This window comes from Abyssisolibacter fermentans (genome assembly GCF_001559865.1).
Lineage (GTDB): Bacteria > Bacillota > Clostridia > Tissierellales > MCWD3 > Abyssisolibacter > Abyssisolibacter fermentans.
On sequence record NZ_LOHE01000062.1, the window covers coordinates 1 to 16,889 of the forward strand.

The window sequence follows — 16,889 nt, forward strand, 5'->3', positions numbered from 1 at the left end:
CTAATTCTTCTATTTTATCTACTAATAAGAATGGATATCTATGTGGTATTATTTCTTGTATTTGATTGCTGTTTAGCATTTTTTTAATCCTCCCATTTCTTTAATAACAATACTGCATTATGTCCTCCAAATCCTAATGAATTTGACATTGCATATTTTAAATCTGCTTTTCTACCTGTGTTAGGAACATAATCAAGATCACACTCTGGATCTTTGTTTTCTAGTCCTATAGTAGGAGGTATAAAATTATCCTCTAATGCTTTTGCGCAAATTATAGCTTCAACCCCACCAGCAGCTCCCAACAAATGTCCTGTCATAGATTTTGTTGAACTTACAGGTATTTGATTTTCTCTACCACTAAAAACAGTTTTTATAGCCTCAGTTTCAAATTTATCATTGTAAGGTGTACTTGTACCATGTGCATTAATATAAGACACATCTTTTGGCGAAATTCCCGCTTCATCTATTGCCAGTTTCATAGCTTTTGCAGCACCTTCTCCTCCTGGTGCGGGTGCTGTTATGTGGTATGCATCACATGTTGCACCATATCCTACTATTTCAGCATATATGTGTGCATTTCTTCTTTTGGCATGTTCTAATTCTTCAATTACTAATACTCCTGCTCCTTCTCCTATTACAAAACCGTCTCTTTCTTTATCAAACGGAATTGACGCTCTTTTAGGATCTTTTAAATTACTTAAAGCTTTCATTGATGTAAATCCTGCAACTGCTAATGGTGTAACACATGCTTCACTACCTCCTGTAACTATGATATCAGCCCAGCTATACTTAATCCTTCTAAATGCTTCTCCTATTGCATTTGCACCAGAAGCACACGCTGTAACTACAGCATAACAAATATTTTTTGCTCCTACCATTATAGCAACATGTCCTGCTGCCATATTATTTATTGCCATAGGTATAAAAAATGGTGAAATTCTATCAGGACTTTTTTGCATAAGTACAGTTTGCTGATTTTCTATAGTACTTATTCCTCCTATACCACTCCCCAATATTACTCCTATCCTGCCTTTATCAACTTCTATATCACTTAATTTTGAATCTTCATATGCCAGCTTTGCAGCAGCTACTGCATATTGGCTGAATTTATCCATTCTCTTCGCTGCCTTCTTTTCCATATAATCTTGTGGTTTGAAATCTTTTACTTCAGAAGCAACCTTTACCTTGTGATTTTCCGTATCAAAGCCCTGTATGAAATCTATACCGCATTTACCATCTTTTATGTTTTGCCAAAATGTATCCGCATTATTTCCTAAAGATGAAATAACTCCAACACCAGTTATAACAACTCTTTTCATAGATAATTCCTCCTTAAATAACCATTCCACCATCTATATTTATTACTTGCCCTGTTATATAACTTGCTTCTTTGGTTGCTAAAAATGCTACTACATTTGCTATGTCTTGTGGCTGGCCTGCTCGTTTCAGAGGTATTGAATCAAGCATAGCTTTTTTTGCATTTTCAGAAAGCTTATTTGTCATTTCAGTTTCTATAAAACCAGGTGCAACTGCATTTACTGTTATCCCTCTTGATGCAAGCTCTTTTGCTAATGATTTTGTTATGCCTATTACTCCAGCTTTTGATGCTGCATAGTTACTTTGTCCTGCATTGCCAATAACGCCAACTATTGAAGCTAAATTTATTATACATCCTGATTTTTGTCTTAACATTAATCTTGATGCATGTTTACAGCAGTTAAAGCATCCTTTTAAATTTGTAGCTATAACTCTGTCAAAATCTTCTTCTTTCATTTTTATTATTAAATTATCTTTTGTAATCCCTGCGTTATTAACTAAAATATCTATTTTTCCAAATGCATTCACTGCTTCATCTATTATTTTTTTTGCATCTTCAAATTTACTTACATCACCTTGAACTGCCACTGCTTTACTTCCTAGCTCCTCAATTTGACTTACAACTTCATTTGCTTCCTGCAAATCACTATAATAATTAACTACTACATTAGCATTAAGGCTAGCTAATTTAATAGCTATTTCTTTTCCTATTCCTCTGCTTGCTCCAGTTACAACTGCTGTTTTATTTGTTAACATACTAATTCCTCCAATTTCTCTAGAGTCTTTTTTAATGTTTTTATGTCTTCAACATTTAATGCTGTTACTGTCTTATCTATTTTTCTGACAAAGCTCTTCAATGTTTTTCCAGGTCCTATTTCTATGAATGTATTTACTCCATCTTCTATCATCTTTCGAATCGAATCTTCCCATAAAACTGAATTCATGACCTGTTTAGTTAATAAATCTTTAACTTCATCTTTACATTTTATATATTCTGCTGTTACATTTGATATTACAGGAGTGTTAAAGTCTTTTATACTTATGTCTCTAAGCTCTTTCTCTAAGTTATCTGCTGCCGGTTTGAGCATTGATGTATGAAATGGAGCACTTACTTTTAACTGTACTGCTTTTTTCGCACCAGCTTCCTTTGCCAACTCACACGCTTTTAAAACTGCATCTACCTCTCCTCCAATAACTATTTGCCCTGGACAATTAAAATTAGATGCTTCTACTATCCCTGCTTCTCTAGCTTTATTACATATTCCTAATACTTTTTCTTTATCTAATCCTATAATTGCAGCCATTGTTCCTTTCCCCTCAGGTACAGCTTCTTGCATAAATTTTCCTCTTTTTCTTACTAATTGAACTGCATCTTCAAAATCTATTACACCTGAATATACTAATGCACTGTATTCTCCCAAACTCAAGCCTGCTGTAATATCTGCTTTTATTCCCTTTTGCTTTAATATTTCTAATATTGCTATACTTGTCGTTAAAACCGCAGGTTGTGTATTTTCTGTTTTATTTAAATCTTCCTCTTTACCTCTCATGCACATTGTTTTTAAGTCATAACCTAAAATTTCATTAGCCATATCAAAAACTTTCTTACTTTCTTCAAAATTTTCGTATAATTCCTTTCCCATTCCTGGGTATTGTGAACCCTGTCCTGAAAATATAAAAGCTAACTTTCCCATAACTTTTCCTCCAGATATTATAAAATTCTATTAAGTATCTACTATAAAGGTGCAAATTTAAATACATTTAATACTAGTCTGGATATTAAACATAAATTTGTATTATTAACTAGTAACCATATAGATACTAGGAAACATGCAGGGTTTCTTTCTAAGGAACATTGGTGCGCATGTTTTTTCCTTCAATTTATAATAGAGGTAACTCCTACTCATATCATTCCTAGCAGTAAGTGATTCACAAGAAATCATAGATTTCTGTTTTCTACTCAAAACATGTACACCACCGTGACGAGAAAGATTCCTGCATGGCTCCCTCGCCACATACTAGAGAGCTAAAACAAATTTAAACAATTTAATTTTTACTATAGAAAAATTTCAAAGCATTGGTTGGTTTTTAAATTGTATAATTTTCTAGTATTTTTGCACTATTATAGTTCTATCTAAATTTTTTAAATAATTCCAATGCTTCACTATAAATCTCTTCAATAATTTCTTTACTGCTTTGTTTTTTCTTTATCATTCCTGCACATTGTCCAGCCATTATTGAACCTCTATCCATCTCTCCTAAAATAGCGGCATTATAAAGGCTTCCTTTTCCTAATTCCTCTATTTCCTCTACACTTGCTTTTTCTTTTTCTAATCTTATATACTCTTTTGCAAGTTTATTTTTTATTATTCTGACTGGATGCCCTGTGCTTCTTCCAGTTATCACCGTATCTGTATCTCTTGCTTTTATTATTCTTGCTTTATAATTATCATGTACTTGACATTCATTTGCTACTAAAAATCTAGTTCCTATCTGCACAGCCTCAGCTCCTAATAGAAAGGCTGCTGCAAGCCCTCTGCCATCAGCTATTCCTCCAGCGCCTATAACAGGAATATTAACACTATCAACTACTTGAGGTAATAAAGACATGGTAGTTATTTTTCCAACATGCCCTCCTGATTCCATTCCTTCTGCTATTACTGCATCTGCTCCACTTCTTTCCATTCTAACTGCTAATGCACTTGATGCAACTACAGGGATAACTTTGATACCTTTTGATTTCCATTCTTTTAGATACTTTCCTGGATTACCTGCTCCTGTCACTACTACTTCTACATCTTCTTCTATTAAAAGTTGTGCTATTTCCTCAGCATATGGACTTAAAAGCATTAAATTAACACCAAAAGGTTTATCAGTAAGCTGTTTAGCTTTTCTAATTTCAGCTCTGACCAAGTCAACAGGGGCATTTCCTGCTGCTATTATACCTAAGCCTCCTGCATTAGAAACTGCAGCAGCCAATTGTGCATCTGAAATCCAAGCCATCCCACCTTGTAATATTGGGTGTTTTATGTTTAATAAATCACATATTCTCGATTTAATCATGCTGCTCTTCCTTTTCTTATTTTTTTGATGTTCTGATAGCCATTAATGAATAAAAAATCAGTATCTTTAAATTTTGCTATATAATCTCATAAAGGATGCTAGCAAAATGATTAATCTTATCATTTTGTATACATCCCTATTTTATTAATAACCATATTTTGTTTGTAATTATACAATTATATTTTTTTATTAACTTTTATTTTTTCTATTTTCTATAAAAGTTACTATGTTTTTTACTGTTTTAATATTTACAGTATCCTCTTCGTCAATCTCAATACCAAATTCATCTTCTATTGCCATTACTACCTCAACCATATCTAGCGAATCTGCTCCTAAATCCTCCTGTATCTTACTTTCTAATTTTACCTCGTCTACATCTAATTCTTCCATCAAAATATTCTTTACTTTTTCAAATACCATTTTAAAACCTCCTAATTTTATATTTTTTTAACTAAGTACAAAGCTTAACTATTTATTCCATTTGAGTAATATAGCACCCCACGTTAGACCTCCACCAAATCCAACCATAATTATCTTGTCATCTTTACTCAATAGACCTTTTTTATTCATTTCATCTAATGCTATACCTATACTTGCAGATGATGTATTACCGTATTTTTCTAAATTTAAATAAAATTTATTTATATCTATTTTGGCTTTTTGTGCTACATGATTTATAATCCTATAATTTGCTTGATGCGGAATTATATATTTAATATCATCTAAACTATAATCTGTATTTTGCAATACATTTTTAAAGCTTTTTCTTATTATTTTTGTTGCAAATTTAAATATTTCTAAGCCATTCATTTTAATGTAACTTGGTTTGCTTATAACTTCAGGACTAAAAGGATTGTTTACCTCTATGCCAGGAATTTCTAAATATCTATTTTCATCACCACTTGCCCCCATATAAACTGATATTATTCCTTTATTATCACTAGCTTTTAATACAACTGCTCCTGCTCCATCACCAAATAATACACATGTATTTCTGTCTTCCCAGTTTGTTACCTTAGAAAGAACCTCAGCTCCAATTACTAGAATGTTTTTATACTGTCCTGAATTTATAAATTGAGTCCCAATATTAATTCCATATATAAATCCTGAACAGCCTGCAGTTATGTCAAAACAGCTTGCATTCTTAGCTCCTATTTCTACTTGAACTAAACATGACACAGATGGTGTAAATGTATCTTGAGTTACTGTTGCAACAATTATCAAATCTAAATCATCAGCATCCATCTTGGCATCTTCTAAAGCTTTAATAGCTGCCTTTGCTGCAAGACTTGATGTGTTTTCACCTTCTGAAATTCTTCTTTGTCTTATCCCTGTCCTTGATAATATCCATTCATCACTTGTGTCTACAATCCTTTCTAGATCTTCATTTGTCATTATTTTTTGTGGTACATAACTTCCTGTACCTGCAATTTCAGCATGATTCACTTAATCATCTCCCTATTTTCACTTGTCAATTTAACATTAACTACAGGTAATAATATTAATTAATCTTTAGAACTAATCACTTGTCAGTTATGTTTACATTAATAACAAATAGTTATTTACCAGTTTTCACTATTGTCGTTTGTAACTTTGCAATAAGTATTTTTCTTATACCATATACTGCTTGATATAAACAATATTATTGAACCTAATACTAGCAATATATATACAGGTATACTATCAATTAAAAATCCTGAAATAATTAATGCAATTGGTACTATAGTCTTTACTAAACTAAATTCAAAACTCATAACTCTTCCTCTGTATTCATTAGATATATTTTGTTGTAGATAAGATATAAATAATATATCAATTATTGCAATTGCTATTCCTATTAAACTCATTAATACACTATAATAAATAGTTAATATTGTTTTACTATTGAAATAAGTAACCGGAAAAATTGGAATTGCCATGATAAAAATACATATTGAAATAAGATAACTCATAAATATTAGCGATTTTTTTAATGGCATAATTTTGTTATACCTTTTAGTTATGATAGCTCCTATTATTAAACCTACAGCAAATGCACTTTGAATTATTCCATAACACGTAGAGCCTAAATTTAATATGTTATTTATAACAAATGGTAGTGGTGTTTGGATTGAAAAACCTATAGAAAAATTAATACAAACAAATATTATAATTAAACTGATTATATCTTTCTTTATCATTACGTATTTAAATCCTTCACGTATATCATTAATAAAACTACTTTCTTTTTTTACATCATCTTTATCTTTGTCTCCATATAAATTAAATTCTAAAAACATCTCTATAATTGCAGAAATTACAAATGAAATACCATTTATTATTATAAATACGTCGATATTAATAAATGAAAATAGTAATCCACCCATAAATGGTCCTAATATTAATGTCATAGAAGAAATAACTTTACCTATAGAATTTAAATTAACTAATTTACCTTCAGAAACCATATTGGGTTTTGCTGAATCAATACTTATGGAAAATATAGCTGTTAAACAGTTTATCATAAAAGTACTAACATAAATCAAACTGACACTAAGCCCATAAGTTTTGCTTATTAAGTACAATAATAAAAGCAATATACCATTACTAAAATCCATTGCAACTACCAGAAATTTTCTATCAAACCTGTCTGCCAATACACCAGCAAATGGATTGATTATTATTATAGGAATTGTGCTTAAAACTAAAGTAGTTGCAAAAGAAAAAGCTGATCCAGTAAGTTTTAACACATATAATCCTATTGTAAAAGTATATAAAGATGAACCACATAACGAAATAAAATATCCAATTGTAAATAATACAATATTTTTTGATTCTTTATTATTAAAATATTTATCTAGTACTACACTCAATTCATATTCACCTCATTTTTTCATAACAAATTTATGATTTAATTTTAAAATAATTTAACAAATCTAAAACTCATATTTCTTTTATATTTATTTCTGATAATTTTAATTTTGGATTCTGTATTCCTATTCTCATTAATCTAATAATACTATTAACTATATTATCAATATCACTGCTATCAAATAAATCCAACTGATAATTAAAATCAATTTCCACATCATTCTTTTCACTATATTCTTTTACACAAATGTCAATAGCATTTTTCTCAGTATTATGATACAATCTTGTTGTATTCTTTTTAGCATTACAAAATTCCCATGAGTGATTTGATTTTTCATATGAAAGTGTTATGTCAAATAATTTGCCCTTAGATTTCACATCTGCCTTTTTTATAATTTCACTTAATGGATATTTTATATGTCTATAACAATTGAAAAGCATTTTTCTTATGTCTGTAAACAGTTCTTTTATGCTGTATTCATCCTCATAATTCAATATTAAAGGCACTATGTTTACAAAATGTCCTATTGTTTTTTTAAACTTTGTATTATTCCTGTTAAGAACAGCTATTCCAATGCAAAAACTATTTTCAGAATATATTTTACTTATGCAAATATATAATATTCCTATTAGAAAATGAAATACAGTACAGTTATTTTCTTCACAAAAGCATAGAATGTCATTATAAAAATCTCTTTTTAGTACTAAAGTTTTTAGCAAGCTCTTTCCTGTTATTTTTTTATTGTTATTCTTTCGTGTCTGCAAGAAAGCTTCAGGAGAATTTTCAACAATTTTCTGCCAAAAAAGCCCATCCACTTTGTATTTATTAGAGTTCTGATATTCTAAATCCTTTTTTATAAAATCCTTATATGAATAAATTTCTCTATTACATAAGACTTGTCCATTTATTATAGCATTATAAATTTCCACAACTCTTTTATCTATCAATGAATACCCCATTCCATCAGTCACCAAATGGTGTGCCTTTGTAAACCAAAAATGTATATCTTCAGCTACCTTTATAATATAATTTTTAAATAAAAAATCACTTTCTATTTCAAATGGTTTTAAAAATTCATTCTTCATCCAATTTATACTATACTCTATAGGATTAGTTTCTTTTGTAAAATCATAAAATTGAACATTGTTATCTGGTTTTGGTACAAATCTTTGAAAAATCTCTATTCCATCTTCTTCTAATTGTATGCTTAAAGCATCATTTTCTTTTATTAGAATATTTACTGCCTCTTCAAATATTGAATAATCAAACAAACCTTTTATTGTAAAATATGCTCCAACATTATAAAATGAATCATCTGGAAACATTATTTGTTCTAGCCAAATATCCATTTGATAACATGTCAATGGATATTTATCTGTTTCTTCATTTATGTTCATGCTATAACTCCTTTCAACTATTTTGTATTCCATGAAAAGCAAATCATCAATTTATCTGTTAAAGTACGTATTCTTTCCTGTGCAGTATATAGTTGTTGATTATATTTAGGATTTTCTTGCGAAAGCATTATTCCAATACATGTTCCACTATGTGAAATAATTATTCCTAATCCATTGATTTCTTGGCAGAGCGAGTTCATAAAATGCAAATGTTTTTTAGGCATAACTTTTTGATTTAAAAATGCACTTTCAGTCGAAATTCTACCAATAGTATCTAAATCTTGGTTTTTAACAGCATTAGATATTTCATGTAAGAGCTCTTGATACTTCATATTTTCTCTTTCACTAAATGGTTTCAAAGTTTTATTGAATTCTATTGTATCTACATTCCCTCCTTCATCAATTCCAAGTATAGTAATAGGAGGTAATTCTCCTAAAAATTCAATAAGCTTCGCATCGCGATGATAATAAGACACAACTCCTGGATACATAACTCCATCAGAAGGTTCGATTTTGTTCATAAAGCTCTGAAGTAATTCATTTGAAATATTTATACCAAAACAAGACTCTATAGATCTAGCAGTTGCTACTAAGTCAGCTGAAGAGCTAGCTAATCCCTTCCCAACTTCAATATCACTATCAATAATTAATCTTCCCTTCACTGGTATTCCAAAATACGTCATCAACATTTTAGCTAATCTTAATGATTTTGTTTTATATGATGGATGAACAGTCAATGTCTTTATTGATGATTTGAAAACCAAAGTAGCTCTTGAAAAACTTTTTATTGGGAATGTAACCAAAAAATTTTTTCCATTATCACAAAGTACTCCCTGAAGTAACTCTCCAAATGTCCCAAATGAGCTTCCTTCACCTATATTTCTATATGTTGATATCAACTCTTTTTGTTTTTTTATATTATAATCAGCCCTCATACATATCACTTCCTTTATTACAAGCTATTAAATCTACTCTATGTTATATATAGAGCAAATCCTCAGATAATTTATCACCTAATTTTAATTCCTTCGGACTGCTTAAATTGCAGTCCGAAAATATTTTTTATCTTTAAGATATTTTACTTGCTCTAAGTTTTTTTAAACTCTCTTTTATTTTTTCTGCTAAAGTAACTACATTTGGTCTCTGTAACATAGTATTATGGTTTCCTGCAACTGCTGTTAAATACAATTCTCCTGATGTGTTCTCATACCATGATTGTGGATTTATTAATGAATGTTCTGGATTAATTGCCTCTTCTTTAACATAATATAAGTGAATATCTGATTCTATTTTACCTTCATAGTGATACTTTTTGAGTGCAAGACTGTTATTAATCATAATTTTCATTATATTGCGAACTGCTTCAATAGTAGTATCTTGTGGAAAATATTTCACTTTTTTGCCATAGTTTAACACATATTCAAAGACTTTTTCTTCATTAAGACCTTGTAATTGAATTTTGTCTATACCAATCAGCATTGCATATTCAATATAAAAAGGTAATTTTTCTTCAATATCAGCTTTTTCTTCTTTAATTCTTATTGGTAATTGCGCATCTAGTATTCCTAAGAATTCAACTTCTTCCCCTATGAATTCTAATCGCCGTGCAACTTCAAAAGCTACTATTCCGCCAAAAGACCAACCAGCAATATTATATGGTCCTTTTGGTGATACTCTTCTTATTTCTTGTAAATAGCGTTTTGCAATCAATGAAATTGAAGAAATTGGCTCCTCATTTGAATACATTCCAACTGATTGGATTCCATACACTGTTCTCTCTGTTCCTAAAGCTCTTACAAGATCATAATAGCAATACGCTCCTCCACCATGCGGATGAATTAAAAATAGAGGATTATTAGTTTCACTACCTTTTTGAATAGGTATTACACACTCATTTGATATTTTAGTGTTTCCTCTAATTACTTCTGATAACTCTGCTATTGTTTGTGAATAAAAAAGTTGTGAAAGAGGCAGTTCAATATTAAAGTAATTATTTATTTTATCCATAAGTATCATAACAATCATTGAATTTCCACCTATTGTAAAGAAGTTATCAAATATACTTATGTTCTCTATTTTTAAAACATCCTGCCAAATTCTTAACATCTCTAACTCAATTTTGTCACGAGGATTAGCTTTGTCCATGCTATTATAGACAGCTTCATTTGGACTAGGCAGAGACAAATAATCAATTTTACGATTAGCTGTAAGAGGTAACTCTTTAAGAACTATAAACCATGACGGTACCATATACTCAGGTAATTTTCTTTTCACATAATTATATAATTCTACAGTTGCAATCTCTTGTCCATCTTTTGGAACTACGTATGCTGCTAAAGCTTTCACTCCATTTGAATCTTCTCTATCTATTACAGCTACTTCTTTTAACTTTGAATACTCTATTAGCACATTTTCAATTTCTCCTAATTCAATACGAAAACCTCTAATTTTTACTTGATTGTCAATCCTTCCTAAAAACTCTATGTTCCCATCAGGTAAATATTTTGCTAAATCACCTGTTCTGTACATGCTTGATCCATTTTTGTTAGGATTAGGAGTAAACTTTTTATTAGTAAGCTCCTCTCTATTTATATATCCTCTACTAGAAACTCCTGCCCCTCCAATATAAAGTTCTCCAACTACACCTATTGGCACTGGGCTTAATTTTTTATCCAATATATATACTTGTGTATTATTAATAGGCTTACCAATTGGAACTGTATTACATTCTACTGAATTAATTTTAAATACTGTCGACCAAATAGTAGTTTCAGTAGGTCCATAGAGGTTCCAAATTTCTGCATTATTGATTGATAATTCTCTAGCCAAGTCAGCAGGCATCTTTTCTCCTCCACAGAGAATTTTTATTCCTTCTTCATTTTTCCATCCTGTCTCCAATAACATACGCCATGTTACAGGTGTGGCTTGCATTATTGTAGCTTTTGAGTTTTTTAGATTTTCTGATAACATATATCCATCTACAGCTACTATTGAATCTGCAATTACTAATTTTGCTCCTGTAATAAGAGGTAAAAAGATTTCAAGTCCTGCAATATCAAATGAAATACTTGTTACTGAAAATAATATATCTTCATTAGTTATCCCCGGTTTATTTTGCATAGAATACAAAAAGTTAACTACATTGTTATGAGAAATTTGTACCCCTTTAGGTGTTCCTGTAGACCCTGATGTATATATAACATATGCTAAATTATCACTACTAAAATCATTAAGCAAGCTATCTTTTGTATTACTTATGATGATTTCTTTCTCTTTGTCCATACATATTAACTTGATATTGAGTTCAGATAACCATGTTAAATTTGTATCTTTAACAATTAAAATTTCAAGATTAGTGTCTCTAAGCATAAAATCAAGTCTTTCTTTTGGATAATTAGGATTCATTGGAACATATACCCCACCTGCTTTTAATATACCTAATATTCCTATCACCATTTCTATAGAACGATCCATGCAAATTCCTACAAACATCCCTGTTTTTAAACCTTGATTAATAAGATATCTTGCCAATTGATTTGCTCTATCATTTAATTGTTTATATGTTATTTTTTCGTCTTTATATATAACAGCAATCTTGTCAGAATTCCTTTTTGCTTGCTTTTCTATTAATTTATGAATTAAATCATCTTTTGGAAAATCAAATTTTGTATCATTCCATTCAACTAGTAATTGTTTTTTCTCCTCGCTAGTCATTATGTCAATATCATTAATATTTTGTTTTACATTATTACAAATATTACTTAACATTGTTTTCAAATAACCTAACCAACGTTTTATTGTTGTTTCCTTATATAAATCACTGTTATATTCAAAATAACAATCTAATCCTTCTTTAGTCTCTACAAAAGAAATACTTTGATCAAATTTTGATGTATTGTTTTGAACTTGATATTGTTTAAATTTTAATCCTTCAATTTGAATGTCTACATTTTCAGTCTCATTAACAACTTGGAATGATGTTGAAAATATAGGATTTCTGCTCATATCACGTACAGGATTTATCTTTTCTACCAACAAATCAAAAGGATAATCTTTATGTTCGTATGTATTAATAGTCTTTTCTTTAACTCTATTTAACATTTCAGTAAATGTAGGATTACTGCTTAAATCAAGACGTAATGTTAATGTATTAATAAAAAATCCTATTATATCTTCTAATTCCAGTTGATTTCTACCTGCTTCAGGAGTACCTATTATTATATCCTCACTACCACTTAGCTTTGATAAAAATATACCTGTTATGCTCAATAAAGCCATGAATAATGTAATCTCATGTTTCTTGCAAATTTCCTTTATTCTTTCATAAACTTCTTTATCTATTTTTATAACTTGATTGCTTCCTCTGTAAGACATAATTGATGGACGAAGATAGTCAGTTGGTAAATTTAATACTGGTAAATTACCTTTTAATTCATTAATCCAATAATTTTCATCTTCATTGAATTGATTGCTCTTCATGTATTCTTCTACCCAATATACATAATCAGTATACTGTATAGATAACGGTTCTAAATTATTGGGTTCATTATTACAACATATTTGATATAAAACAGAAAATTCTCTTGTCAAAATATTCCATGACCACTTGTCACTAATTATGTGATGCTTATTAAGTATCAACATAAATCTGTCTTTTTCTAATTTTATTAGTTTTATTCTCAAGAGGTTGTCTTTCTCTAAGTTATAACAATGTTTTGATTCTTTTATAATTATTTCATGTAGTTTTTGTGATTTATATTCTTCTTTATTATTACTTAAATCTATTAATTCAAATAAATTTTCTTTTTGTTTTGATATATACTGAACAGGCTGTCCGTTTAATGTTCTAAAATTTGTTCTTAATGCATTGTGACGCTGTATGATAGTATTAAAAGTTTTTTTGAATGCTTCTATGTTTATTTCACCTTCTACTTCAAAGTAAGCAGGCATATTATACGAATAATTATTAGGTTCTAGATGCTGTAAGAAAAATAGCCTTTTCTGTGCATGTGTCAAAGGATAATAATCTGATTCTTTATGTTTTGAAATTGAATTAACAAACATATCCTGCTTTTGAGTTTTCATTTCCTTAATAATCAAAGCAAGTTCACTAATTGTTTGGTATTCAAATAATTTCTTTAGAGTTATATCTACTTTAAAATACTGTTTAATTCTTGACCTTAATTGAATAGTTTTAAGTGAATGTCCTCCTATATCAAAAAAGTTATCATCAACTCCAATATTAGATTGCTGTAAAATTTCTTCCCATATATCAACTAAAGCCTTTTCTATAGGGTCACTAGGTTTAGTAAATTTGCGACCTGATTTTTCCAATTTAGGTTCAGGAAGCATTTTCCGATTTACTTTGCCATTAGTGCTTAATGGCAGCTTATCAAGTACTATGATATGTTCCGGAATCATGTAACTAGGTAACTGTGTTTTTAGAAATTCACGTAATACACTCTCTTCAATCTCTTTCTCTATTACTACATAAGCTAAAATACGATTTTGACCACTTATATCAGGTCTAATAATTGCAACACATTGAATAACTTCATCATTCCTTAATATAGCAGATTCAATTTCACCAAGCTCTATTCTATGTCCCCTTACTTTAACTTGAAAATCTTTTCTTCCACAAAATACTAATTTGCCATCTGGTAAGAATTTGCCCAAATCTCCTGTTAAATACATTCTATCGCCCATTCCATCGTTAAATGGATTTTTGACAAATGCTTTTTTAGTTCGCTCTACATCACCTAAATATCCTCTACCTACTCCTATACCTGTTAAACCAATTTCTCCTATACAATTAATTGGAACTTGTCTCTTATATTTATCTAAAATATATATCTTAAAGTTTGGAATTACTTGTCCAAGTGGTATATAGCTCAGCTCACTTTTAGATGGCTTATCTATTACTAAATGATTAGTATCATCTGAACATTCTGTAGCTCCATATGTATTAATCATTTTTATATTAGGATATAATTCAAGCCACTTGTTAGAAAGCACTGTAGGAAGTCCTTCTCCTGTAGATATTATATACTCAAGCTTAGATAAACTTCTTGTTTCTATTTGTAATTCTTCAATTTCTTGTATGAACATTTCCATCATTGCCGGTACCATTTCTAAAACTGTTACTTCATCTCTTTGAATATTTAGAAATAGTTCCTTTGGATCTTTAGATACATCATTATTATATATTATTGCACACCCACCTACCATTAAGGGTGCCAAAAACTGCCAAACCGATATATCAAAGCAGTGGGAAGCATTTTGGGCTATTATACTTTGATTATTAAGTCCAAGCAAGTTTATTTTAGACCATAAGTGATTTAGCATTCCAACATGTTCAATAATTGCACCTTTTGGCTGTCCTGTAGAACCTGAAGTAAAAAATACATTAACTATATCTCCCGGTTTATTTATAAATTCAGGATTATCAATTGAATATTCACTAAGTAACTTAACAGTTTCATTATTTTTTTCATCTATTGCAAATACTAATGGAGAAAAATCCGCAGTATCACTAAGCTTTAAGCTTCTATTTATAAGCTTATCTTGAGTTAATATTACCTTTGCTTTACTATTATTTAATATAGTTTGTAGTCTTTTATCAGGATAAGCACTATCAATTGGAACATATCCTCCACCTGCCTTTAATACTGCAATAATTCCTATTAACATATCTATACTACGTTCTAAAAATAGTAAAGCTAAATCATCACGTCCAAATTTTTGATTTCTTAGCCAATGAGCTAATTGATTACTCTTTTGGTTTAATTCTCTATAGGTAATCTTTTCACCTGAATAAATAGCCGCAATTGCTTTTGGGTTTTTCTCAACCTGTTTTTCAAATACTTGCTGCATTAATATATCTAATTGAGGGCTTTTGATACTAGTTTTGTTAAAATCTTCATTTAATCTTAGTCTTTCATCTTCAGATATTAAATTTAGTTCTGAAATACATGCTGTAGGATTTTGGGCTATACTTTTCAAAATAGTACCAAAACTAATCTTCATGCTCTCAATCATTTCTTTAGGATATGATAGCAAGTCATAAGTAAATCTAGCCTTCCAAGATGAACCTTGAATAACCTCGATATAAAGTGGTGTATCTATTTTTTGTTTTATATCTTTCTCTTCCAAGCAGTATTCTTCATTATTATTAGCAAATTCTTTTTCTCTTACAGCTATTTCACATTCAAAGTTCAATGGAGAAGATATTCCGCAATAAGACTCAATATCTCTTAAAGATATATAAGAATAATTATTTATTTTATTACACTTCTCGTGAATTAAAGTCAAAAAATCATATACTTTTTTATTGCTATCAACATTAATTTTGAACGGATAATTATTTGAAAATTGTCCAACCATATTATATGAATCTGTTAAATCAAAACTACGTCCTGAACTCTTAAGTCCAAAAACAACATCATTTTCACGACCATATAGGCTCATGAGAATAGACCATGTACCTAAAATAACGGCTTTGCTTGTAATACCATAACTACTCATAAGTTCGTTAAGAGATTTTATAAACTCATCTGAAAGTAAAGTTGTAGTTGTCCTAATTCTATCTGCATTTTCTTTATAACTTACTTCTTTAGTAAGTAATTTCTTTTCTTCAAATTCAAAAAGTTGGTCCTTCCAAAATTCTTGAGCTGGACTCCAGTCCTGCTGTGTTGACCACTCGGTATATTCAGCAAAAGAATTTCTTTGCAATTTAGGTAAAGTTGTACCTTTTTTTAGTGCATTATAAACAAGTAAAACATCGTGCAATACTAAATCTCTACTCCAAATATCAAGTATACTTTTATGATATGTTAGTAAAATCTGTGATTTTTCTTTTGATATAATAAACAACCCGATACGTAAAAGAGGTCCATCTGATAACTTAAATTTTTGATAATGTTTACCTGATGCTTCAGCTATAACACTAAGGCTTTTTTCATCATCGTTTTCAATTAAATCCCACACCTGCAGTGTAATCGGACGTTCTTTTAATACAATTTGAACTGTACGATTTTTTAGTTTTCTAAAGATTGTTCTTAGCGGTGAGTGAGATTTAACTACATAATCCCATGCATTTTGAAACTTTTCTCTATCAATAGCTTCATTTATTTCATAACTGATTTGTAATATATTTCTTAAAGATTCTTCATTCTCTAATAACATATGCTTTTGTATAGGGGATAAACCTATAATCTCTTGTACATTCTCTTTTGATAAATAGTTCACTAAAATAACCTCCT

The 16,889-nt window shown here is 29.6% G+C and carries 10 protein-coding genes and 1 pseudogene; all 11 read right to left on the reverse strand.

The features are described 5' to 3' along the window. Positions 1–79: pseudogene (locus AYC61_RS21875) on the reverse strand (3-hydroxyacyl-ACP dehydratase FabZ); the annotation flags it as partial. Between the two features lie 4 nt (positions 80–83). After that, complete coding sequence (gene fabF, locus AYC61_RS10920; RefSeq protein ID WP_066501791.1) at positions 84–1,319, reverse strand: beta-ketoacyl-ACP synthase II; 1,236 nt, start codon at positions 1,317–1,319, stop codon at positions 84–86. A 13-nt stretch (positions 1,320–1,332) separates the two neighbouring features. Beyond that, a complete protein-coding gene (gene fabG, locus AYC61_RS10925; protein WP_066501793.1) occupies positions 1,333–2,073 on the reverse strand; it encodes a 3-oxoacyl-[acyl-carrier-protein] reductase in 741 nt (246 codons plus the stop codon). Then, positions 2,067–3,011 (reverse strand): ACP S-malonyltransferase, encoded by a 945-nt coding sequence (fabD, locus tag AYC61_RS10930; protein ID WP_066501796.1) that lies wholly within the window; start codon positions 3,009–3,011, stop codon positions 2,067–2,069. The genes fabG and fabD overlap by 7 nt, the downstream gene beginning before the upstream one ends. Before the next feature lie 436 nt (positions 3,012–3,447). Then, positions 3,448–4,380, reverse strand: coding sequence for an enoyl-[acyl-carrier-protein] reductase FabK (gene fabK, locus AYC61_RS10935; RefSeq protein WP_066501802.1), 933 nt, complete (start codon positions 4,378–4,380; stop codon positions 3,448–3,450). A gap of 189 nt (positions 4,381–4,569) precedes the next feature. Continuing rightward, positions 4,570–4,800, reverse strand: coding sequence for an acyl carrier protein (gene acpP, locus AYC61_RS10940; RefSeq protein ID WP_066501806.1), 231 nt, complete (start codon positions 4,798–4,800; stop codon positions 4,570–4,572). A 48-nt stretch (positions 4,801–4,848) separates the two neighbouring features. Beyond that, entirely contained in the window at positions 4,849–5,826 is a 978-nt protein-coding gene (locus tag AYC61_RS10945; protein ID WP_066501809.1) for a beta-ketoacyl-ACP synthase III, read from the reverse strand. 116 nt (positions 5,827–5,942) lie between these two features. Beyond that, the gene (locus AYC61_RS10950; RefSeq protein WP_066501813.1) at positions 5,943–7,232 is read right to left on the reverse strand and encodes an MFS transporter; all 1,290 of its coding nucleotides are present in this window, start codon (positions 7,230–7,232) and stop codon (positions 5,943–5,945) included. A gap of 70 nt (positions 7,233–7,302) precedes the next feature. After that, on the reverse strand, positions 7,303–8,628 hold the full coding sequence (locus AYC61_RS10955; RefSeq protein ID WP_066501819.1) for a condensation domain-containing protein: 1,326 nt from the start codon (positions 8,626–8,628) through the stop codon (positions 7,303–7,305). Between the two features lie 17 nt (positions 8,629–8,645). Beyond that, positions 8,646–9,563, reverse strand: coding sequence for a GHMP family kinase ATP-binding protein (locus AYC61_RS10960; RefSeq protein WP_066501822.1), 918 nt, complete (start codon positions 9,561–9,563; stop codon positions 8,646–8,648). A 133-nt stretch (positions 9,564–9,696) separates the two neighbouring features. Continuing rightward, complete coding sequence (locus AYC61_RS10965) at positions 9,697–16,875, reverse strand: amino acid adenylation domain-containing protein (RefSeq protein WP_066501825.1); 7,179 nt, start codon at positions 16,873–16,875, stop codon at positions 9,697–9,699. Between the last annotated feature and the right edge of the window lie 14 nt (positions 16,876–16,889).